Origin of the sequence: Demequina aurantiaca (assembly GCF_000975135.1) — a bacterium.
GTDB lineage: Bacteria > Actinomycetota > Actinomycetes > Actinomycetales > Demequinaceae > Demequina > Demequina aurantiaca.
The window spans coordinates 1,498,020-1,517,993 of the sequence record NZ_BBRF01000001.1; the positions used below are offsets into that span (position 1 = coordinate 1,498,020).

17 protein-coding genes are annotated in these 19,974 nt (G+C 64.9%); 3 read left to right on the forward strand and 14 right to left on the reverse strand.

Annotated elements, in window-relative coordinates; all coding sequences use genetic code 11:
- Nucleotide 1 precedes the first annotated feature (1 nt).
- Together AOP73_RS06815 and AOP73_RS06820 are read right to left on the reverse strand one after the other, a co-directional pair.
- Entirely contained in the window at nucleotides 2-433 is a 432-nt protein-coding gene (locus tag AOP73_RS06815; protein WP_061964115.1) for a globin, read from the reverse strand.
- The gene (locus AOP73_RS06820; RefSeq protein WP_061964117.1) at nucleotides 430-1,602 is read right to left on the reverse strand and encodes a mechanosensitive ion channel family protein; all 1,173 of its coding nucleotides are present in this window, start codon (nucleotides 1,600-1,602) and stop codon (nucleotides 430-432) included. The genes AOP73_RS06815 and AOP73_RS06820 overlap by 4 nt, the downstream gene beginning before the upstream one ends.
- Nucleotides 1,603-1,695: 93 nt before the next feature.
- Between AOP73_RS06820 and malQ the strand changes: the two genes are divergently transcribed.
- Nucleotides 1,696-3,834, forward strand: a complete 2,139-nt coding sequence (malQ, locus tag AOP73_RS06825; RefSeq protein WP_084626617.1) for a 4-alpha-glucanotransferase — start codon at nucleotides 1,696-1,698, stop codon at nucleotides 3,832-3,834.
- Nucleotides 3,835-3,854: 20 nt separating this feature from the next.
- Here the strand turns inward: malQ and pepN (AOP73_RS06830) are convergent, their stop codons facing one another.
- The gene (gene pepN / locus AOP73_RS06830; RefSeq protein WP_061964119.1) at nucleotides 3,855-6,452 is read right to left on the reverse strand and encodes an aminopeptidase N; all 2,598 of its coding nucleotides are present in this window, start codon (nucleotides 6,450-6,452) and stop codon (nucleotides 3,855-3,857) included.
- 122 nt (nucleotides 6,453-6,574) lie between these two features.
- Nucleotides 6,575-9,157 (reverse strand): aminopeptidase N, encoded by a 2,583-nt coding sequence (pepN, locus tag AOP73_RS06835; RefSeq protein ID WP_061964121.1) that lies wholly within the window; start codon nucleotides 9,155-9,157, stop codon nucleotides 6,575-6,577.
- 812 nt (nucleotides 9,158-9,969) lie between these two features.
- On the opposite strand from pepN (AOP73_RS06835), the gene AOP73_RS06845 reads away from it, so the two are divergent.
- Nucleotides 9,970-11,349 (forward strand): MFS transporter, encoded by a 1,380-nt coding sequence (locus AOP73_RS06845; protein WP_236683523.1) that lies wholly within the window; start codon nucleotides 9,970-9,972, stop codon nucleotides 11,347-11,349.
- Between the two features lie 18 nt (nucleotides 11,350-11,367).
- Here the strand turns inward: AOP73_RS06845 and AOP73_RS06850 are convergent, their stop codons facing one another.
- The 10 genes from AOP73_RS06850 to AOP73_RS06895 form a co-directional block, all read right to left on the reverse strand.
- Nucleotides 11,368-11,937, reverse strand: coding sequence for a hypothetical protein (locus AOP73_RS06850; protein WP_061964127.1), 570 nt, complete (start codon nucleotides 11,935-11,937; stop codon nucleotides 11,368-11,370).
- Nucleotides 11,934-13,718, reverse strand: coding sequence for an alpha/beta hydrolase (locus tag AOP73_RS06855; RefSeq protein ID WP_061964129.1), 1,785 nt, complete (start codon nucleotides 13,716-13,718; stop codon nucleotides 11,934-11,936). Before AOP73_RS06855 ends, AOP73_RS06850 begins: the two co-directional genes overlap by 4 nt.
- On the reverse strand, nucleotides 13,715-14,014 hold the full coding sequence (locus AOP73_RS06860; protein ID WP_061964131.1) for a hypothetical protein: 300 nt from the start codon (nucleotides 14,012-14,014) through the stop codon (nucleotides 13,715-13,717). The genes AOP73_RS06855 and AOP73_RS06860 overlap by 4 nt, the downstream gene beginning before the upstream one ends.
- Nucleotides 14,007-14,528, reverse strand: coding sequence for a hypothetical protein (locus AOP73_RS06865; protein WP_152650562.1), 522 nt, complete (start codon nucleotides 14,526-14,528; stop codon nucleotides 14,007-14,009). Before AOP73_RS06865 ends, AOP73_RS06860 begins: the two co-directional genes overlap by 8 nt.
- 54 nt (nucleotides 14,529-14,582) lie before the next feature.
- Nucleotides 14,583-15,332, reverse strand: coding sequence for a polyamine aminopropyltransferase (locus AOP73_RS06870; protein ID WP_061964134.1), 750 nt, complete (start codon nucleotides 15,330-15,332; stop codon nucleotides 14,583-14,585).
- Nucleotides 15,329-15,844 carry a tRNA (cytidine(34)-2'-O)-methyltransferase gene (locus tag AOP73_RS06875; RefSeq protein WP_061964137.1) on the reverse strand — a complete coding sequence of 172 codons (516 nt, stop codon included), beginning with the start codon at nucleotides 15,842-15,844 and terminating at the stop codon, nucleotides 15,329-15,331. Before AOP73_RS06875 ends, AOP73_RS06870 begins: the two co-directional genes overlap by 4 nt.
- Before the next feature lie 7 nt (nucleotides 15,845-15,851).
- The gene (locus AOP73_RS06880) at nucleotides 15,852-16,289 is read right to left on the reverse strand and encodes a hypothetical protein (RefSeq protein ID WP_061964139.1); all 438 of its coding nucleotides are present in this window, start codon (nucleotides 16,287-16,289) and stop codon (nucleotides 15,852-15,854) included.
- A 93-nt stretch (nucleotides 16,290-16,382) separates the two neighbouring features.
- On the reverse strand, nucleotides 16,383-17,054 hold the full coding sequence (locus tag AOP73_RS06885; protein ID WP_061964141.1) for a pentapeptide repeat-containing protein: 672 nt from the start codon (nucleotides 17,052-17,054) through the stop codon (nucleotides 16,383-16,385).
- Nucleotides 17,048-17,476 (reverse strand): cupin domain-containing protein, encoded by a 429-nt coding sequence (locus AOP73_RS06890; protein ID WP_061964143.1) that lies wholly within the window; start codon nucleotides 17,474-17,476, stop codon nucleotides 17,048-17,050. Before AOP73_RS06890 ends, AOP73_RS06885 begins: the two co-directional genes overlap by 7 nt.
- A 91-nt stretch (nucleotides 17,477-17,567) precedes the next feature.
- The gene (locus tag AOP73_RS06895; RefSeq protein ID WP_201774496.1) at nucleotides 17,568-19,340 is read right to left on the reverse strand and encodes a chloride channel protein; all 1,773 of its coding nucleotides are present in this window, start codon (nucleotides 19,338-19,340) and stop codon (nucleotides 17,568-17,570) included.
- A gap of 69 nt (nucleotides 19,341-19,409) precedes the next feature.
- Between AOP73_RS06895 and AOP73_RS06900 the strand changes: the two genes are divergently transcribed.
- On the forward strand, nucleotides 19,410-19,883 hold the full coding sequence (locus AOP73_RS06900) for a MarR family winged helix-turn-helix transcriptional regulator (RefSeq protein WP_061964145.1): 474 nt from the start codon (nucleotides 19,410-19,412) through the stop codon (nucleotides 19,881-19,883).
- Nucleotides 19,884-19,974: the final 91 nt, after the last annotated feature.

Here is a 19,974-nt window from a genome sequence, read left to right on the forward strand (position 1 = left end):
GTCAGTGTCCTTCCGGAAGGGGTGTCTCTTCGAACGTGTTGACGAGCGAGTGAGCTGAACGCTCCAGGTAATCCATCAGCGTGACCGCGTGAATGGGGGCAAGGTTCGCGGCGGCGACGGCGTCGCGCATGTGGCCTATCCAGTGGTCGCGGGCCTCGGGGTTGATGTGGAACGGCTGGTGCCGCATACGGAGGCGCGGGTGGCCGCGCTCGTCGGAATACGTGGTGGGGCCGCCCCAGAACTGCTCGAGGAACATCACCAGCCGGTGCTTCGCTCCCGTGAGGTCCTGCTCTGGGTACATGGGGCGAAGAAGCGTGTCCTCGGCTACGCCGGCGTAGAACGTGTCGACGATTCGCACAAAGGTGTCGTGGCCACCGATGGCGTCATAGAAACTCTGCTCGGCCTCGCTTGGGGGGCCGTCGCCTATGTTCATTCGTCGCCACCGTCGTCCCCAGCGGGGATGTTGCGGCCACTCGCGCCGGGCTTGTCTCCCTGTGCCTTGGGAACGGCCGTCGCGTCGGGATCGGCAGCATCGTCCGTACCGCGAGCCTTCTTCTCGGCCGCCGCTGCGTCGGCGTCGTCGATAGCCGCGTACTCGTCCGCGAGGACGTCCTGGCCAATGGAGATCTTCGAGTCATTGTCGTAGATCATTGCCTGGTCGGGCACGGCGAGGCGCAGTCCGCGACGGGCGAAGATGGCGCGCATCTGGCGGCGGATCGCACGCTGGACGTCCCACTGGGTGGCCGGGTTGACCTGGACCATGAGGCGCAGCATGAAGGCGTTGAACTCGAAGGACTCAATGCCCGGGACTTCGGGCTCGGAGAGGATCGACTGGTCGATCTCTTCATCGGAGCGTGCAGACGCGACGGCATCGAGCATCGCCTGCCGCGCGGAGTCGATATCCGTGTCGTAGCTGAATCGGACCTCGATCATCACGCGCGACCACAGTCGCGTCATATTGCCCACGCGTCGAATCTCGCCGTTGGGCACGTACCAGACGGTGCCGTCAATCGAACGAAGTCGAGTGGAGCGCAGGCCCACCTCCTCGACAGTGCCGATTGCCTCACCGACGTCAACGATGTCGCCCACGCCGTACTGGTCCTCAAGCAGCATGAAGATTCCAGAAAGAACGTCCTTGACGAGGGACTGGGCGCCAAATCCAAGCGCCACGCCGGCGACACCGGCAGAGGCGAGTAGTGGTCCGACCGGGATTCCAAGAACCGTGAGCAGCGAGACGGCCACAATCACGATGGCCACAACGGTCACCGCGGAGTTGAGAACAGTTCGGATGGTGTGCGCGCGCTGTCGGCGGCGCTCAGCCTCTAGCCTGGCCTCGGTGGTGTCGAGGTCCGGAATCTTGATACGTGCCTTGGCGAGCGCTTTGCGCGTCTTGCGGTTCTGCAGAGGAGTTCCCTCTTCGATCGACCGCGTGATGCTCTTGACGATCCGTCGTGCGATCACCCAGAGGATCAACACGATCAGCAGCGTGATGCCGAAATTCACGGTCTTGTACGCGGCGTCGGCGAAGAAGTTCTCTATGACGCCGAGCGGATTGCAGTCGGGGTCAGATTCGGGGCAGGTTTCGGTCGCGAAAAGTAGCACCCGTCCAATGTAACCGGGTTATGGTTGCCGCCGAAAGTCCCGCACGGGCATCGGGACTATTGCTTTAGGGGTCAGACCTGGCAGGATTGACTCGTGACCACCACCGAAACCCCCGCCGAGTCGCCTTCGCCCGCGCTGGCGCGGTTGGCGCGTGAGTGCGGTGTGTCGGTCGAGTACTTCAGTTGGAATGGCGTCAACAAGCAGTGTTCGGCATCGGCCATCCGCGATGCATTGGCCGCCATGGGAATCGACGCATCGACGGATGAGGCGTGTGACGCGTCCTTGGCCGACCTAGCGGACCTACCGTGGCGGCGACTGGTTCCACCGGTGACTGTGCTGCGCGAGGGTGACGAGCGCGAACTACCCATTCACGTACGGCACGGCGACCCCGCCGCAGCGACCCTTCACTTGGAAAGCGGCGAGGTGCGCGAGCTAGAGCAGCTCGACCGTGTGGTCGAGCCGCGCACCATTGGTTCTACGACCGTTGGTCGAGCGACGTTTGAGGTCCCCGGCGACCTTCCTCTTGGCTGGCATCGTGTTGAGGCATCGACGACCGGCCGGCGCGGGCGTGGCTATGTGGTGGTGACGCCGCGTCGCCTGGAGCCGCCCGTCTCCGTCCGCAAGGACCGACCGTGGGGTTTGTTTACCCAACTCTATTCAGTGCGCTCAGAGCAGTCCTGGGGACTTGGTGACTTCGCCGACCTCGCGGACCTGTGTGCATTAGGCAAGATGCGTGGCGGCGCCGACTTCATGCTGGTCAATCCGCTGCACGCCGGCGAGCCCGTGACGCCCATCGAGCCCAGCCCCTATCTGCCCACCTCGCGACGATTCATCTCGCCGCTATACATCCGCGTCGAAGACATCGCTGAGGTCGCCTACCTGCCGTCCCAGCGGCGCGCGCTCATCGAGTGGGAGGCGGAGCGCCCCCGCAGGGTCAACAACACCGACGAGCCGCTCGACCGTGATGGGGTGTGGCGCGCCAAGTCAGCGGCACTCGAGCAGGTGTATGCGGAACCGCGGTCGGCCGGTCGAGAGGCGCAGTTCGAGGCGTTCTGTCTGCACGAGGGCCGTGCCCTCGAGGACTTCGCCACCTGGTGCGCGATCGCCGAGCAGCACAAGGGCCTGCCGTGGCCCGCCGAGCTGGACAATCCCGCATCGCCCGCCGTGGCTGCCTGGCGCGACGAGAACGTGTCACGGGTGCTCTACTACGCGTGGCTGCAATGGGTGGCAGACGAGCAACTTGCCCGTGCCCACGATGCCGCGCTGGCCTCCGGGATGAGCATTGGACTGATGGCCGACCTCGCCGTGGGCGTGCACCCCGAAGGGGCCGATGCGTGGGCCCTTCAGCGCGTGCTGGCACAGGGCATCGGCGTAGGTGCGCCGCCGGACATGTACAACCAGCTGGGACAGAACTGGTCGCAGCCACCCTGGCAGCCGCGTGCGCTTGAGGCCGCTGCGTACATCCCCTTCCGCGACCTATTGCGCGCGGCGATGCGCAACGTTGGAGCCCTAAGGATCGACCACGTGCTGGGCCTGTTCCGCCAGTGGTGGGTGCCGGCAGGACACGGCGCCGCAGACGGCGTCTACGTACGGTTTGATCATGACGCTCTGGTGGGGATCCTGGCCCTCGAGGCGCACCGCGCGGGTGTGATGGTGATTGGTGAGGATCTGGGCACGGTCGAGCCCTATGTGCGCGAGGTGCTGGCCGACCGCGGGATCCTCGGAACCGCCATCGTGTGGTTCGAGCAGGAGCCCGATGGCACGCCACGAGCCCCCGAGAACTACCGGCACGATGTCTTGGCCTCCGTGACGACGCACGACCTGCCTCCCACGGTGGCCTACCTCAATGGCGAGCACGTGGAATTGCGTGAGGAACTGGGGTTGCTTGAGGGCGATCCCGATGCGGCACGGGCTGACGCACGCGAGGAGCGCGACCGCATGATTGCGCTCCTGCGCGAGCGCGATTGGGTAATCGAGGACTACAACGACGAGGACCTGGTCGCGGGGCTGAACATCCTGGCGCTCAACACCCCCGCGCTCCTCACGGGAGTGGCGCTCACCGACCTCGTGGGGGAGCGGCGCACCCAGAATCAGCCGGGCACTCACCGCGAATATCCCAACTGGCAGATTCCGCTGTGCGACGCGAATGGGGTGCCGGTGCTGTTGGACAACCTCTTCGACCTGCCTCGAGCGCAGCGGCTATTGAAAGCAATCGCTGCCGCCAGGCAGTAGGCGGCGCCGGTCTCCTCCGCCTAAGCCTGCTGGGCCGCCTCGGCGCGCAGTGCCTCGTACCTTCCCTCCGTGACGATTTTGATCAGCACAGACGCGGCATCCGAGTTGTCGGCGAGCCACTGATCGAGCATCTCCACGAAGCCCGGTACTCGACCGGCGGCCCAATGCGGGAACGCATAGGTCACGACGCGCATCGCCATGAAGGAGTCGAGCGACTCATACGTGGGGCGCAGTGATCCCAGAATCTCGGTGGCCATCGGCACCAGCATGGCGGGGTCATTCACTCGCGAGATTCCCAGGGCAACCTCATAGGCCTGCGAGTTGGGCAGTGGAGCGCCTTTGGGGGCGGACAGCCTCGCCCACGCCCGTCGTTTCGCGTCCAGCGTTCCGATGCTGGCGCGCGCGCCCGCACCACGACGGGCATCCGCAGCGGAGTTGTCAACGGCCAGGCGGGCATCAATTTCCGCGTCGCCCTCGCGACCTGCACGCGCCAGCCCAGACACGAGCGACCACGCGAGATCCGAATCGATGGGCAAGCCGTCTAATTGAGTGGTGCCATTGAGCAGCGCTTGAAGGGAGTCCGCCTGGGTGGCTGATGCCGCAATCGCTGCGAAGAGCTCGAGTGCCTGAAGCTGCAGATCCGAGCCTCCTTCGGCTTCCTGAAGCACGGTCCACACCTGGGCGGCGGTGGCCTGAGCCAGCGCGACGGTCGTGGCGGGGGGAGCGTACAGACGTAGTGCGACGATGAGGTTTGCACAGTGTGAGGCCCGCACCTGCGAGTGCTCCACCACGGGCAATGCGGTCACCACTGCATCGATGTACTTCGTGGCAGGTAGTGCGCCGTCCCGGCACATGTGCCACAGGGAGTCGAGCACAACCGACTGCAGCATGGGGTCGTCGATGTCTCCGACCTGATCGGCGACGGTCGCGAGTGATGCCTCGTCGAGGTGCATCTTGGCGTACGTCAGGTCACGATCATTGACGACGACCAGGTCTGGGCGCGGCTGGCCCACCACCTCGGGCACGTCGGTGACGGCGCCGCTGGTCTCGACCTGAATCCGAAAGACCGGCATGAATTCGATGCCGCGCCATGAATAGCCGCCGACCTCGAGCTGATGCGGGCGCTGCGATGGATAGTCAGCCGGGGTCTCCTCACGCACGGCGAGGCGCGTGATGACCTCGGTCCCGGCGTCGTCCAGGGTGTCACTCGTCACCAACTCTGCAGACAGCGTAGTGACGCCAGGCGTCTCGAGCCATGCGGTTGCCCACGGCCCAAGGTCACGGCCCGATGCCGCCTCAAGTTCGGTGAACAGGTCGCCCAGAGTGGCATTGCCGAAGGCGTTCGCGCGGATGTAGGCGGCGACGCCGGTGAAGAACGTGGGGTAGCCAAGAGTGAGCGCGAGCTGCTTGAGTGCCGACGCCCCCTTCGCATACGTGATCATGTCGAACGTGCCGGCGACGGCCTCGACAGTCGCCACGTCGCCGAGCACGGGATGGGTGGTTGGTCGTTGGTCCTGCACGTACGCCACCGACTTGCGCGAGGCGCCAAAGCCCACCCAGGCGTCGATCCACTCAGTGGTTTCGACGCAGGCGTACGTCGAGACGAACTCGGCGAAGGACTCATTGAGCCACAGATCGTCCCACCAGCGCATGGTCACCAGGTTGCCGAACCACATATGCGCGAGCTCGTGAAGCACCACGTTGCTCCGAGCCTCGTGGTCCGCGTCGGAGACGCGGGTGCGGAACAGGTACTTGTCCTCGGAGATGGTGACGCAGCCCACGTTCTCCATCGCACCCCAGTTGTATTCGGGCACGTAGATCTGGTCGTAGCTGTCGTACGGGTACTCGGTCTCGAAGATGTCCTCGTAGAGCGTGAAGCCCCGCTGGGTGTCTGCGAAGACGTCGTCTGCCGCGAAATGTTCGCGCAGCTGGGGGCGTCCATACAGGCGGGCAGGGATGGGTCCCTTCTTGGATTGCAGCGTGGTTTCTTCGAAGACATACGGACCGGCGTGGATGCCGGCCACGTAGCAGGGGATCGGTACCGATGCGGCGAACTCCCAGCGTTGCACGCCGTGGTCCTGCCCCGCGATGGGGGCGGACCCCTCTGCACTCACAGGAGTAGGGGCGACCGTGTTCGACAGCACCTGCCAGTGGTCGGGTGCGAGCACCGTGGTGGTGAACGTCCCCTTGATGTCCGGCTGGTCGAAGGCCGCGAAGGCGCGACGCGCGTCGTCGATGGCGAACTGTGAATACAGATAGACCTGGCCGTCCTCGGGGTCTATAAAACGGTGGATTCCCTGTCCCGAGGTGCTATAGCGGCACTCGGCGTCGACCTCGAGCACGTTGTGCTCGCGTAGGTCGGTCAGCATGATGCGGTCGTCACGATGGACGGACAGGATGTCGAGAGGCTCACCATTGAGCACGATGCTGTGGACATATGGCGACACCAGTTCCACGAACGTGTGGACACCCTCGGTGGCGTCAAAGCGGAGAGTGGTGCGTGACCGGAACGTGGGGCTGTCTCCCGCCCCTGTGAAATCGAAGTCCAGCGCGTAGGTGGCGTGCGACACGGTCTGGGCCCTGGTCTGAGCCTCGTCTTTGGTAAGGGTGGTGGCCATGTGCCCAGTCTGGCATGCGCGCCCCCGGCAGGGGACGCAAACAGTGGGGGACCACAAACGCACCTAGCGGCCCACGAAACGAACATTCGCGGACCGCTAGGGGGTTGCTGCTGTGTGGCGCGCTATGCGTCCTTGGCTTGCGCCTCGAGCGCACGGCGCACGCCGTCACGACCCTCGATGATCAGGCGCTTGAGCGCGTCGTGTGCGTCATCGTTCTCGTCGAGCCACGAGTCGGCCTTGGCCTGCAGGCCGTCCACGCGACCGGCGAGCTGGGTGGGGTAGAGGCCCTCGATCAGGTTCGCCGCCATCTCGTTGGTCTTCTCCTTGTAGATGCGGCGCACGGACGCGAAGTACTCGTCCACGTACGGTTCGAGCAGAGCGGTGTCGTTGACGTGGTTGAAGCCCATGGTCGCCGCGGACTGCAGCGCGTTCGGCAGATCCTTCTCAGCGTTGATGAGCAGGTCCCACGCGGCTCGCTTGCCCTCGGCGGTCGCGATGGCGGCACGGGCGTGAGCGGCACGTCGCTCGCCCGATGCGGTGGCGTCCTTGGACAGCTGCACCTCGATGGCGATCTCGGAACAGCGCCCGCCGGCGACCAGCGCGGTCAGCAAATCCCACGCGAGGTCGGCGTCGATGTCGAGGTCGTCCAGGCTGACCTTCTCGTCGAGCAGGCCCTGGATGGTGTCGAGCTGGCCCTCGGTGGAGGCAAGTGCCGCGAACGCCTTGACGAACTGCAACTGGTTGTCGCTGCCCGCCTCGGCATTGATGGCGAGGCTCCACAACGTGTCCGCCGCCGCGTGAGTAGCGGCCTCAGCGGCGTCGGGCGCTACGAAGAGTCCCAACGTGGACTGGAGCTGTCGCAGGAGCATCATCACGACGGTGGACTGGTCCTCCGCGCCGATGTTCTTGAGCACGAGTTCGATGAACTGACGTGCCGGCATTTCCCCGTCCCGGGTCATGTCCCACGCCGCGGCGAGGACCATGGAGCGAGGCAGTGGGTCCTCGAACCCGCTGAGGTGCTCGACGGCGGTCGCGAGCGAGTCCGCGTCGAGGCGCACCTTCGCGTAGGCGAGGTCGCCATCATTGACGAGGACTAGCGCCGGCCGGTGGACTCCGATCAGCTCGGTGACGTCGGTGGACGCGCCATCGATGTCAATCTCCACGAACATCGTGCGCTCAAGTGTGGTCTCGCCATTGGTCTCCACCTTGACGTCGTAGCCACCTATTCCGATGCGGTGGGGACGCTGCGTGGGCCAGGCCTCGGGGACCTCCTGTTTGATGGAGAACGCCGCAATGTCGTCGTGGGTGTCCACCTCAATGACGGGGCGCAGCGTGGTGACGCCGGCCTTCTGCAGCCACACGTCGCTCCAGGCGTCGAGGTCGCGGCCCGATGCCTTCTCGAGTTCCACAAGCAGGTCGCTGAGAGTGGTGTTGGAGTGGTGGTGCTTACGGAAGTACTCCGCGACGCCCTCGAAGAACTTGTCCTGGCCCACCCATGCGACCATCTGGCGGAGCACGGAGGCCCCCTTGGCGTACGTAATGCCGTCGAAGTTGACCTCGACATCCTCGAGGTCGCGGATGTTCGCCATGATCGGGTGCGTGGAAGGAAGCTGATCTTGGCGGTAGGCCCAGGACTTTTCCAGCGAGTTGAAGGTCACCCAGGAGTTGGAGTACTTGGTCTCCGCAGCGCACAGCGTGGAGACGAACTCGGCGAAGGATTCGTTGAGCCACAGGTCGTTCCACCACTTCATGGTGACCAGGTCGCCAAACCACATGTGCGCGAGCTCGTGCAGAATGGTGACGGTGCGGCGCTCGATGCGGGCCTGAGCGGTCTTGGAGCGGAAGACGTAGTCCTCGAGGAACGTGACGCAGCCGGCGTTCTCCATGGCTCCCGCGTTGAACTCGGGCACGAACAACTGGTCGTACTTCTCAAATGGGTAGTCCATCTGGAAGGTCTTCTCGTAGAAGTCGAAGCCGAGTTGGGTGTCGCCAAGGATCACGTCGGAGTCGAGGTACTGCGCGAGCGCCTTGCGGCAGTACACGTCGGCACTGAGCGTGCCCTTGCGCGACTCCACGGTGCCCTCGACACGGTGATAGGGTCCCGCGACCACGGCAGTGACGTAACAGGGGATGCGCGTGGTGGGGGTGAATTCCCAGCGCGCGACGTCGTGAGACGTGCCCGCGATGGTGACTGAACCATCGGCTGCCGTTTTGGTACCGGGGTTGTTGGAGATGACGTGCCAGTGGGCCGCCGCGGTGACGGTGAACTGGAACGAGGCCTTGAGGTCGGGCTGCTCAAATACGGCGTAGACGCGGCGAGTGTCCGCGACCTCAAACTGCGAGTAGAGGTAGACCTCGCCGTCTTCGGGGTCGGTGAACTTGTGGAGTCCCTCTCCGGTGTTCATGTAGGCGCAGTCGGCGACCACGGTCAGTTCGTTCTCCGCCTGCAGGTCGCTGAGCGCGATGCGGCTGTCCTCAAATGCTGTCAGCGGCAGCTCGGTCCCGTTGAGGACGATGCTGTGGACTCGCGGAGCAATGAGGTCGATAAAGGTGGCTTCGCCGGGGGTCGCAGAAAAGCGCACGGTCGATGTCGAGCGGAAGGTGTCCTCGGAGGTGGTGAGGTCCAGCTCGACCTGGTAGCTGTCGGTGGTGATGACGGCGGCGCGGGCTTCCGCCTCTACGCGCGTGAGATTAGTTCCTGGCATGTGCCTATCTTGGCACCCTCGCCTGACGTTGGCACGCGGTTGTTCGCCTCAGGCGCAACCGGAGCACTAACTCCCGTTGATCTCCAGCCGATGCCATGTGCTTGAGAGGACTGTGACGGCGCCGTGGGACACGCTGGCACTCGGCTGGATGACTCCGACGTCAAGCAAGTCGTGAGTGTCCGCGCATGTCGTCACCGGAGCGCTTGAGGTGAGCGCAACGCTCGCCACCAACCTACTCGGCAGCATGAGCATCGTCCCCACTCCCTGGGTCGTGACACAGAACTGATACATCGCTCCGTCGCTCACATCCACGGGTTGTCCAAGGGGAACCCAGCTCCCCGACTGGAGGGCCTCGTAGGCCGGCGACGACTGCACGGTGCTCCACGACCACGAGGGTGCTACTGCGGTGGTTTGGCTTCCCATGAAGGCCAAGGCCACTGCGAATGCGCCGAGGATGATTGCGGCTTCGACGCGCTTTCGCCTCATCCGGCGGCGACGGGTGACCGGCGCGCAGGCGGAGCTAGTTGATGCGGCAACTGGTCTTGACGCGGTCTGTACAGGAGCCATGTGCGTTCCCTCGGCGCTAGCAATTCGCTTCTTTGTGATCGGTCCCAGCCTGCGCCTGGCCCACAATAAAGTCAAACGGATTTGTCCCCAAAATTGTGTAGTCCATACAATTTCGTGTCGACATTGTCACACTCCACACGGGAAAGTTGCAGCCCAAAACGTTTCGTTTGTGCTCGTGTGAAATTGTCAACATCTCGCCAATTATTTGGTGTCAGCGAAGTGGGACGCGAGCCTATGATGCTCGGGTGCCTGATTCAACGCCCGATGCTTCCCGCGCAGTGGAGTCGAAGCCTCGCCAACGGCGGATGGTGGACTTGGCGCCCTTACGTGCATCCCCCGCGTTCGCGCGGCTGTGGTTTGGCGGGGCGATTGCCGGTATCGGTGCCCAGATGTCGATTGTCGCGGTCGGACTGCAGATTTATGACATCACTGAGTCGACCTTCATGGTGGGCCTGGTCGGGGGAGCGGCGCTGCTGCCAATGATCGCGGCGGGGCTGTGGGGCGGAATGCTCGCCGACGTGTTCGACCGTCGCAAGATTCTGATCGTGTCGTCTCTGGTGGGCTGGCTGTCGACGCTCGGCCTTGTAGCCCTGTCCACGTGGGACGCGGTGATGCTCTCCCAGGGCGAGCGCGTGGAGGCCTGGCCTTTCCTCGTTATCACGACGATCAACGCGGTCGCCGCGACCATCTCCAGCGCGACTCGCTCGGCGCTGATCGGCCGCATCCTGCCCAGCGACATGATCTCCCGTGCCGCTGCACTTAACGGTATTGCGTTCGGCCTCACCCTCACGATCGGCCCCGCCTTCGCCGGCATCCTTGCCGCGACCGTTGGCCTTCCGTGGACGTTCGCCGCGGACGCGGTGCTGTTCACGGCGGGATTCCTGGGCGTATGGATGCTGCCAGCCTTACCGCGCATCGGCGAGCCCGTCCGCGCTGGCTGGGCGGTCATGCGAGAGGGGTTCTCCTTCCTCAAGCGCGCCCCCAACATTCGCATGAGCTTCATCGTCGACATCGTGGCCATGACCTTCGGCCGTCCATACGTGTTGTTTCCCGCTCTAGGTGCCACCGTGATTGGCGGAGGCGCGCTGACCGTGGGTGCGCTGACGGCCGCGGGCGCCGTCGGCACCATTCTGACCAGCCTCTTCTCCGGTCCAGTCGCGCGCGTTCATCGCCACGGCATCGCCATCGCGCGCTCCATCACAGTGTTTGGGCTCTTTGGATTGGCCTTCGGCGTCATCGTCGCGGCAGTGGGAGTGAGCGACTTTACCGCCGCTCCCGGCTGGAGTGGTATCCACTGGGCGGCGCTCATCACGCTAGGCCTGATGCTAGCCGGCATGGGGGCCTCGGACGAGGTCAGCGCAATCTTCCGGCAGACGATGCTGATTCAGGCCGTGCCCGACCAGATGCGGGGGCGGCTACAAGGGGTATTCATTGTCGTCGTCACGGGTGGCCCACGGATCGGGGATATGTACGCTGGCGTCCTCGCGACGGCGGTTGCGCTGTGGTTCCCTCCGCTGGTGGGAGGAATCGCCATTGTCGCGCTCATCGCGATCCTGACGCGCGTCCACCGTGCGCGCTCGGGCCAGACGTTCCGCGACTACGACGCGCTCAATCCCGTTCCGTAATGCCTTGGGCTGCTTCCATTACTCGTCGAGTGGCGTGACAAGTGCTTGGTCAAACTGTCGGTGCTCGGAGGTCTGATAGGTGTCAAAGTCGCCGGGAGTGAGGACGAACTCCTCGGTGCTGGTGAGCGTGAAAAAGTAGTCGTACTTCATCTGTTCATCGTCGATGAACTGCAAACTGGCTTCCGCGCTCCCGTCCGCGCTGACGCCGTTCACGGTGATATTCGCTACCGTGGCTCCAGTTCCGTCGGATGTCGAGGAGGTGACCTCCTCGTACCCGGCGTCGACGAAGGCCGCCTCCATGTCTTCTTGCGTTGGCGGCGGGCCCATCAACCTCGCGCCCACCTTCGCCGTGACGGTGACGTTGGTGCCTTCCATTCCGCCCCGCTGTTCGATTCCTCGGTCTGCTTGCACAATCGTCGCGTCGAGGTCATCGGTAATCTGGGGCAGAGCCAACTCCGCCGCGTCTAGAAGCGAAGCGGTCGCCGCGTCGACGTCGGCCGCGTCTCCGGTGGCCCCGGCCGTGCATGCCGACAACAACGCGATACATGCGGCGCCGGTCGCCAGCCAGTTTGTGGTTGCTCGTGTCATTCGCGTCGTATCCGAATCTCATCGTCTGTTGACAAAGTGGGGGTGGGCGTGCGGGATGCTTCGGGGTCCTGCGGCGGGCCCCACCAAGGATCATGCACATACTCCGCCTGGTTCACCTCGTCGTAGTCGCCCACCATGATCTGCCCCATGTTAAAAATGGCTTCGGTGCCGCGGTCGTAGTATTTGACGTGGTCATCTATATTTCGATGCCAGGATGCCCTGGATTCGTCTTCGGCCTGAAAACGCGTTGCGCCAAAGTCGTCCTCAGCAACATCGTTGCCGAGGCCCGCGCCTCCCAAGGTGTGACCTCCCACCCAGCCGTTGTCGGCAAGGGCAGCCACGACGTCGCGGCTGGAATTGCCGGTCCACACCCGCGGCACGTGGAGGTCGGACGCCTGGTCAACACTCCCTCCGGCGCCGGGGCTGCCAATGAGCACCAGGTTGTCGACGTCGAGGCCCGCGTCGGATGCGGCGTGAGCTGAAGTCGTCGACCCATATGAGTGCCCGATCACGGTCATCAGGGGCGGATGTGAACTGCGAACCGACTGGATCCCACTCACGTACTTCGACAGCCGCTCGCCGCCGTCGATGGCGGCCGACTCCGTCACCGTGTGGCCCAGATCAAAGTCACTCGGGTTGTTGTAGCCAATCCAGGCGATGGTGGCGCTGGTGCTATACGGGTCGGAAAGTCGTGCGGACTCGTACAGGTTTCGCGCATCCGCCGCGTAGTCAGGAATGCTCGAGCCGTCTGTCATGATTCCCGGAACGCTCACGGAAACGTTGTCTGCCGTATCCGGGTCGCCGACCGCGATAGCGACGGCACCATCGTTTCCAAAGGCCGCTGGCTGATAGAGCATCAGGGAGACGGGAATGGGTTCACCCGTGATGGGATCAATGGTGGTGGCGTCGTCGCCACTGCGGCCCTCTGACTCGTCCAACGCCCGTTGTGCCGCGCGAATGTTGTCCCCATGAACCCTCTGCTCTGAGGTAAGTTCCCCGCGGCTTTCGGCCAGGTCGAGCTGCGCGACGTCGTTCTCGAGCAGGAGCCTGTTGGCCTGATCGCGAACCTCCGCGCTAAGACCATCCGCAGCGCCTATCACCTCCGGGTACGCGGCAATCACGGCGAATTGTTGGTCCTCAGTGAGCGAGTCCCACCAGTCGTTGACCTCCTGCGGGCTTGAGCCCCCACCTGGCGCGCCGGGGAGCTTCATCGCGGCATCTGCACCGTCGCCCTTGGCCGCTATCTTGCGCGCCTCAGAAACTGTGTCGACTGCTGCCAGCGCCGCGCGAAGTGTCGAGTTATTCGCGTCGATCGAGGCTTCAAACTCATTGACAGAGGAGACGTAGTTGCGCCGTGACAGGCGAAGATCCTGCGCCCAACCCTGTAGGGCAGAAGAGTCGTCGTCGGTGGCAATCCTTACCTCTGCCGCCAGCGACCGAATGCTTGAGTTGAGCGAAGTGTGCCAGTCCACCAGGGTCTCGCGCGTGGATTCGAGGCGTTCCATCGTGTCGCCGTAGTCCCACATCGCCTTGGCCGCGCGGCGGATCGCGAGCGAGGCGGCATCGGCGTCCTTGGCGCTTGCCTTTACTCTGTCGCCGTAGGCCGTCGCACCTGCGCCCACCCAGCCATCAAGAATGTTATTGGCCGCGCACGCGGTATCGAGGTCGTCCAGTGCCGACGATGCTCGCAGGAGTTCGGAAGCGCACTCGTTGACTGCAGCCGAGTTGCCGTGGAGTGGAGGCACCGAGTCGACGAGTTCAGGGACCGAGACGTGGGTCATGACATGTAGCCGAACAGCCGGTTGAACTCTTCCTGACCCGCGTAGTCGTTGTCGATGTACGCCGTCCACGCGGCGTTGAGGGCATCCGAGGTGTCCTCCGCGCGCTCCGCGATCCCCTGGGTCGCCTCGGACCACGTGGAAAGGAATGCCGTCACGGCCGCGCCAACGGCGGGGTCGAATCCTGACGAGTCTGCGTTGGCGACGGCACTGGACGCGGATGTCACCGCCTGTGACTGGTCGAGCCACAGAAGGGCCGCGTTGGAGATGACGGGGATATCGACGAACTGTTCAGGCATCGTCGCGTCCCGTCAGCGCGGAGGCGGATTCGGCTCCCACACGCATCTCCTCACCGGTAGCGCGAATCGAGACCATGCCGTCGAAGATCGTGACACGCACGAACATCCGTTCAGCTGTCGCGTCCACCCACACGACCTCGGATTCATTGCGCGCCTCGGGCTTCCACCCCAGTTGCTGAAGGCGGAAGGAAAGCATCTCGCGGTCCGTGGGGGTGTCGCCGGAGGCGGGTGCGCGCACTGACGACTGCGGTTCGACGGCGTCGTCACCGATCCCGCGCCAAGTGCCGCGCGGCGTCTCATTCAGGTGCAACATCTCGGCGATCAGCGCGATGCGTCGCTGAAGGGTGTCGAACGCACGTTGAGCGTCGTCGACTGTTGTGGTCGCCGGTGCTGAGGCTGGCTCGCTCTCGTCGGGCGCGTGGGAGGCATCTTGCGGGAGTAGTACCAATGTGACGTCAGGGTGGTCACGCCGGAACGTCGCCCACATCGGATCGCTAGGTAACGGCTGGTCCATGGGCTGAATCTAACAGGTCAAGAGCGTCCATGTTTGTGCATTTCCGCACACGCGCTAGTCCCGTTTGCTTGCGATGTAGATGGTCGCCGTCGCGTCCCTGCCCTGCAACGGATTGGGGAACGTGATGACCTCAGTGGCGACATTCGTGAAGACCGCCTCGAGTATGGACAGGTATTCGTCCTCGGGTGGGTCGTTGGACCACATCGCGTACACGCCCCCCGGTCGCAACTGTCGTTCTACAGCGGTCATCCCGTTGAGCCCGTAGAAACCCTCGCTGCCGTCCGCCAGCAGGTGCGTGGGGGAGTGGTCGATGTCGAGCAGCACCGCGTCGAACAAACGCCCGGGTTCGGAGGCGTCGTAGCCCTCGCCGTAGGACATTGCGAAGAAGTCGCCTTGCTGGAAGTTGCACCGGTCGTCGCCGGTCAGCGCCGGGCTAGCAGGCACCAAGTTGTCGTTGTGCCAGTCGATCAACGGCTGAACGAGCTCGACGACGACCAGGCTGCCGACCTCCGGGTGCTCCAGTGCGGCGACGGCCGTATAGCCAAGCCCCAGGCCGCCCACGGCGACGTCGAAGCGGCGCCCGGCCGCAGCATCGTCCGCTTGGGAGGCATTTGCCGCAAGCCTGGCGAGACCGAGGTGGGACAGCGCGATCTCGGCGGCGGTGAACTGGCTGGACATGAGCCATTCGTCATTCAGCTTGACCTCAAAGACGTCCTGCTGGGTGACGAGGTCGTAGCGCCGGCGCAGGGTCACCTCGCCGATGGGTGTATCCGCGTAGCCGAGCTCCTCCAGGCGTGCGCTCACGGGGTGTCCAATGTGGCGGCGAAACTCGACTGCCGCCAAGCCTCGTAGACCACCAGGGATGCGGCGTTGGTGAGGTTGAGCGAGCGGCGTCCGGGCAGCATCGGGATGCGGACGCGATCCGTGATGCGCGGGTGGGCCATCGCCTCCTCGGGCAAGCCGGTGGGCTCGGGACCGAACAGCAGAATGTCGTCCGGGCGGTACTCGATGTCCGAGTACACGGTGTCGGCCTTGGCCGTGTACGCGAAGACGCGAGCGTGGGGCACGGCCGCCAGAAAGGCCTCGAATGAGGCGTGCACCGTCACGGTCGCGAGGTCGTGATAGTCCAACCCCGCGCGCTTGAGTTTGGGCTCTGAAAGGTCGAATCCCAGCGGCTCGATCAGGTGCAGGTGCGCCCCGGTGACCGCGGAGAGGCGAATGGCGGCACCCGTGTTCTCAGGGATGCGCGGTTCATAGTAGGCGAGCGACGGTGCGGCGCTCAGCGATTGAGCACCCGTGTCGGCGGCAGCAGCCATGCCTGCCCTAGGTCGCGATCGTGAACGAGATCGAGATGTTGACCACCAGCGCCACGGCGATCAGCATGAGGCCCAGGCCGAGCATTCCGAGCTTGGCATCGGAGGCCTGCTTGGAGCCGAGCGCGATGGTCGCGTGACGAAGCAGACGGTCCTTAGTGGACTCCTCTGCTGCGGCCTTTGCCGCGGCTTCCGCGTCGGCCTCCGCCTGCGCTGCCTCGGCGGCTTCCGCCTCCGCCTTTGCTGCTGCCGCCTTCGCCGCGGAGGTCTTGGCGCCAGCGGTCTTCGCGGCCGATGCTCGGGCCGGCTTCGCGCGAGTGGCGGCGGGGGCTATGGGGGGCTCCGGCGCTGCCGGCGTGGGGCGCGAGTTCAGATACGTGATGGCGATCTGCGCCGTGATGCAGAGCAGGCCCGCGAGTACGAGGACGATGATGACGAACGTTTGCATGGGTTGTTCCTCGCGTGAAGTGGTGAGAACGGTAGGACTAGTGTGACGGCTTCACGCACGCGGGGCAAGAAGTCGCGTGAAGATTGATCGGCGCTACTGGACGACAATCCCCAGGTGATCCGCGAATTGCGGCGCCAGCAACGCCACCTGAGTGTCGCTCATCGTCGCGCCCTTGAGCCCGTCCATGCCGGACACCGCGCCGATGCTCGCGCCGCGCAGGTCCAGGTCGGAGATCTGCGTGCGGTGCGCGGTCAGCACGCCAATGGTGCAGTCGACGAACGAGACCCGCGCGCCCTTGACGTCCATCAGGTCAAGCTCGTCGAACGTGCAGCCCGTCAACAGCACGTCGGTCAGCGTTGCGCCGCGTAGATTCGCATAGGTGACCTTGCACTCGGTCAGGCGCGTCGCCCGCAGGTTCGCGCCGTACGCCTCCCAGGCGCCGATGCGCGAGGCGGTGATCTCAGCGCCAACCCAGGAGGCATCGGGCGTCTGGAGAACGGGGACATTGAGACGGGTCAGGCGTGACTCGCCAAAGCGTGCCGCGGTCAGGTCAGCGTCACCCAGAGCGACGTTGACAAACTCGCAACCCACGAACGCGACGCCACGCAATGCCCGGTCGCCGAACGACGCATCAGCCCAGCGGAGCCCCTCGAGGGTGGTGTCCTCGTCGATGTCGTATGCGTCAGCTTCGGTGAGGTGGCCGAGTTCGACTTCCCGGAGCTTGGGTCCCTGAGGGCCGTGGGAGGCGGTTGCGCGAGCTACCAAGGCATCGGCGACTCGGTGTCGCGCTTGGCGTCTGTGGGGATCTTGTCGAGTTCGCCGCCGCCAGCACGGATGCACATCCACTTGAGGGTAGTGGGGCTCTCGGGAGTGCAGCGCCACGTGCGGCGCACGCCCTGGCCCACCCGGACCGCGCTGCCCGCCGCGACCGGAATGATCTGCTCGTCGAGCGCCATCTCGCCCTCGCCGTCGAGGAAGACGTAGAGCTCCTCGAGCTCCGAGTGCGCATGCCAATAGCCTGCCTGCTCGCCAGGAGTAAGCGCGTTCGCGGTGAGGCCGATGTACTGCATGTCGAGCGCGTGGTCGACGACGCGCCGGCCCTCGCGCTGGGTCTGATCCGTAAAACCGCCAAAGTGCGAGCGCCACTCGTGCAGCGCGCCGATGTTGGTCACTTCAAAATCGCTCATGAGTCGCCTTTCGCCCTGGGGATCTACTGTCGAGCGTAATTCTACGGCGGCCGATGCGGCAAATACCTGGCGCTTGCGGCTGGGTGGTGATCTAGCGCGACGGAGCCGTCACTGCGCGCAGCACCGCATCTTGCTGCAACCAGCCCACCAGGTCGCCGTCGCCGTCGAGCACCGGCAGGCCATCATCAGCATCTTCCTCGAGCATGGCGTCGAGGCACACGTCCAGTGTGGCGTCTGGCGACAGGTAGTTGCGCCACTCGATCAATTGGGCCACGGTGACTGCTGGGGCGTCATCGTCCTCGGCGAGCGCCGAGACGGCCGCGCCTGCCCGGACGACCCCCACAAACTCGCCTTCGGCGCTGACGACGGGCAAGCATCGGCGGCGGGTACTCAGTAGCACCTTGGACGCCTCGTTCAGGCTCATCTCGGTGTTGAGCGAGCGTGGGGGAGGATCCATCGCGGTGCGCACGGTGGTGGTGGCTAGTGCGGAGGTCTGCTTGCGGGCGTTGATGTCGATGCCGCGGCGCAGCAATTTCTTGGTGTAGATCGTGTCCTTGCTGAGGGCGGCCGAGGCGCCGGTGGCGACCACCACGGCGAGCATCAGCGGCAGGATGATTGAGTACTCGCCCGTGAGCTCGAAAAGGATGATGACCGCCGTGATGGGCGCGCGGGCTGCGCCGGAGAAGACCGCCGCCATCGCGACGAGCGCGTAGGCGCCAGGGTTGATATTGAGGCTCGGGAACACATAGTTCATCGTCTGGCCAAACGCTGCGCCCAGCATGGCGCCGAGGAACAGGGATGGCGCAAAGACGCCACCCGAGCCGCCGATGCCGATGGTCAGGGAGGTGGCGAAGATCTTGGCTACCAGCAGGATGAGCAGGAAGCCGATGACGTACTTGCCGTCTACGGCGTTCTCCAGCACGGGGTAGCCAACTCCGTACATCTGGGGCAGGACCAGCAGGACGAGGCCGAGCAGCAGGCCGCCGACGCCGGGCCGCAGCCACTCGGGACCCTTCCAGATCTTGTCGGACAGGTCCTCGATGCCGTACAGCACCTTGACGAACAGCAGGGCCACCCCGGCCGCGAGCAGGCCAAGGACGATGTACAGCAGGTATTCGGCGTGGCTGTTGACCGAGAATTCCGGCAGCACCAGGAACGGGTCGTCGCCCAGGAAGGCGCGCCCGATGACCGAGGCAACCACGGAGGACAGCACCACGGCGCCAAACGAGCTCACCGCGAACGACCCGAGCAACAGCTCGAGCGCGAAGAAGACGCCCGCGATGGGGGCGTTGAACGTGGCCGCGATACCGCCGGCGGCGCCGCAGGCCACCAGCATGCGCACGCGCGACTCGGGCAGCCGGGCCAGGTGGGCGAGCGATGAGCCCATCGCCGAGCCGATCTGAACGATAGGGCCCTCGCGTCCCACGGAGCCACCGGATCCGATGGTGATGGCGGAAGCCAGTCCCTTGACGACCGCAACCTTGGCGGGGATGCGTCCGCCGCGCTTGTGGATCGCGTACATGACCTCGGGGACGCCGTGGCCGCGGGCCTCGCGAGCGAACTTGTGGACCAGCGGGCCGTAGATCAGGCCACCGACGGCGGGGGCGAGGACGACGAAGAACGCGCCCAGCCAGGGAACCCAGTGGTTGGGCGGGTGGCCGGTGGTAGCCGAGTAGTCCTCCGTGCCGGTGAAGATGAGGGTGGCCTTCTCGATCAGCCAGCGGAACGCAATGGCTCCAAATCCGGCACCGACGCCGACCACGAGGGACAAGCCGATGATGGTCGCGTACTCGGAGCGCTGCGCGTTCGGGGTGGGGCGCCACGCGAGCGCGTCACGAAGGTTTTTTCCGATGGAGGCGAACACTCAATCTCCAGACATTTGTACTTATGCAACTTTTGTATGTTAGCAGGCGATGACCCGTAGGATGTCCGCATGACTTCTTCGCGAGACGCGGCATCGGCCGCCATCACGGCCACGGTGACGTCCTCACGGGCACTGCTCGGCATCGTCGCCAGGTCGATGTCTGGCGCTCTCGAGGAGCTGTCGCTGGTGCAGTTCCGTTTGCTGGTGGTGCTGGACAGTGCCGGGCCCCAGCGCATGGGCGACCTCGCGGTATCGCTGGGCGTGCATCCGTCGACGCTGAGCCGCACGGTGGACCGGCTAGAGGCCGGCGGTTGGATCTCGCGCGAGGTGAGTGCGGAGAGTCGTCGGGAGGTCATCGTGGCGGTGTCTGACAAGGGGCACGGCATGGTTGCGGAGGTGACGCGCACGCGCCGTCGTGCGATCGCTTCCGTGTTGCGCGACCTCGATCCCGCGGACCGCGAGGCGGTGCGTATTGGCATGACGCTGTTCGCTGAGGCGGCGGGGGAGCCGTCCGCTCCAGACATGCTCACGTTGGGGCTCTAGGGCCTCCCGGTCCTGGCGTTGACACGGCGCGCCATCGATGTAAACATGTTAGTTGGCTAACGAATTAAAAAACCGCGCCCGATGGTGCCGC

Excerpts from the sequence above, each read along its gene's own strand:
- AOP73_RS06815 (WP_061964115.1), bottom strand. The coding sequence starts at position 433 with ATGAACATAGGCGACGGCCCCCCAAGCGAGGCCGAGCAGAGTTTCTAT.
- pepN (WP_061964119.1), bottom strand. The coding sequence starts at position 6,452 with ATGGCCACCACCCTTACCAAAGACGAGGCTCAGACCAGGGCCCAGACC.
- pepN (WP_061964121.1), bottom strand. The coding sequence starts at position 9,157 with ATGCCAGGAACTAATCTCACGCGCGTAGAGGCGGAAGCCCGCGCCGCC.
- AOP73_RS06850 (WP_061964127.1), bottom strand. The coding sequence starts at position 11,937 with ATGACACGAGCAACCACAAACTGGCTGGCGACCGGCGCCGCATGTATC.
- AOP73_RS06855 (WP_061964129.1), bottom strand. The coding sequence starts at position 13,718 with ATGACCCACGTCTCGGTCCCTGAACTCGTCGACTCGGTGCCTCCACTC.
- AOP73_RS06860 (WP_061964131.1), bottom strand. The coding sequence starts at position 14,014 with ATGCCTGAACAGTTCGTCGATATCCCCGTCATCTCCAACGCGGCCCTT.
- AOP73_RS06865 (WP_152650562.1), bottom strand. The coding sequence starts at position 14,528 with ATGGACCAGCCGTTACCTAGCGATCCGATGTGGGCGACGTTCCGGCGT.
- AOP73_RS06875 (WP_061964137.1), bottom strand. The coding sequence starts at position 15,844 with ATGGCTGCTGCCGCCGACACGGGTGCTCAATCGCTGAGCGCCGCACCG.
- AOP73_RS06880 (WP_061964139.1), bottom strand. The coding sequence starts at position 16,289 with ATGCAAACGTTCGTCATCATCGTCCTCGTACTCGCGGGCCTGCTCTGC.
- AOP73_RS06890 (WP_061964143.1), bottom strand. The coding sequence starts at position 17,476 with ATGAGCGATTTTGAAGTGACCAACATCGGCGCGCTGCACGAGTGGCGC.
- AOP73_RS06900 (WP_061964145.1), top strand. The coding sequence starts at position 19,410 with ATGACTTCTTCGCGAGACGCGGCATCGGCCGCCATCACGGCCACGGTG.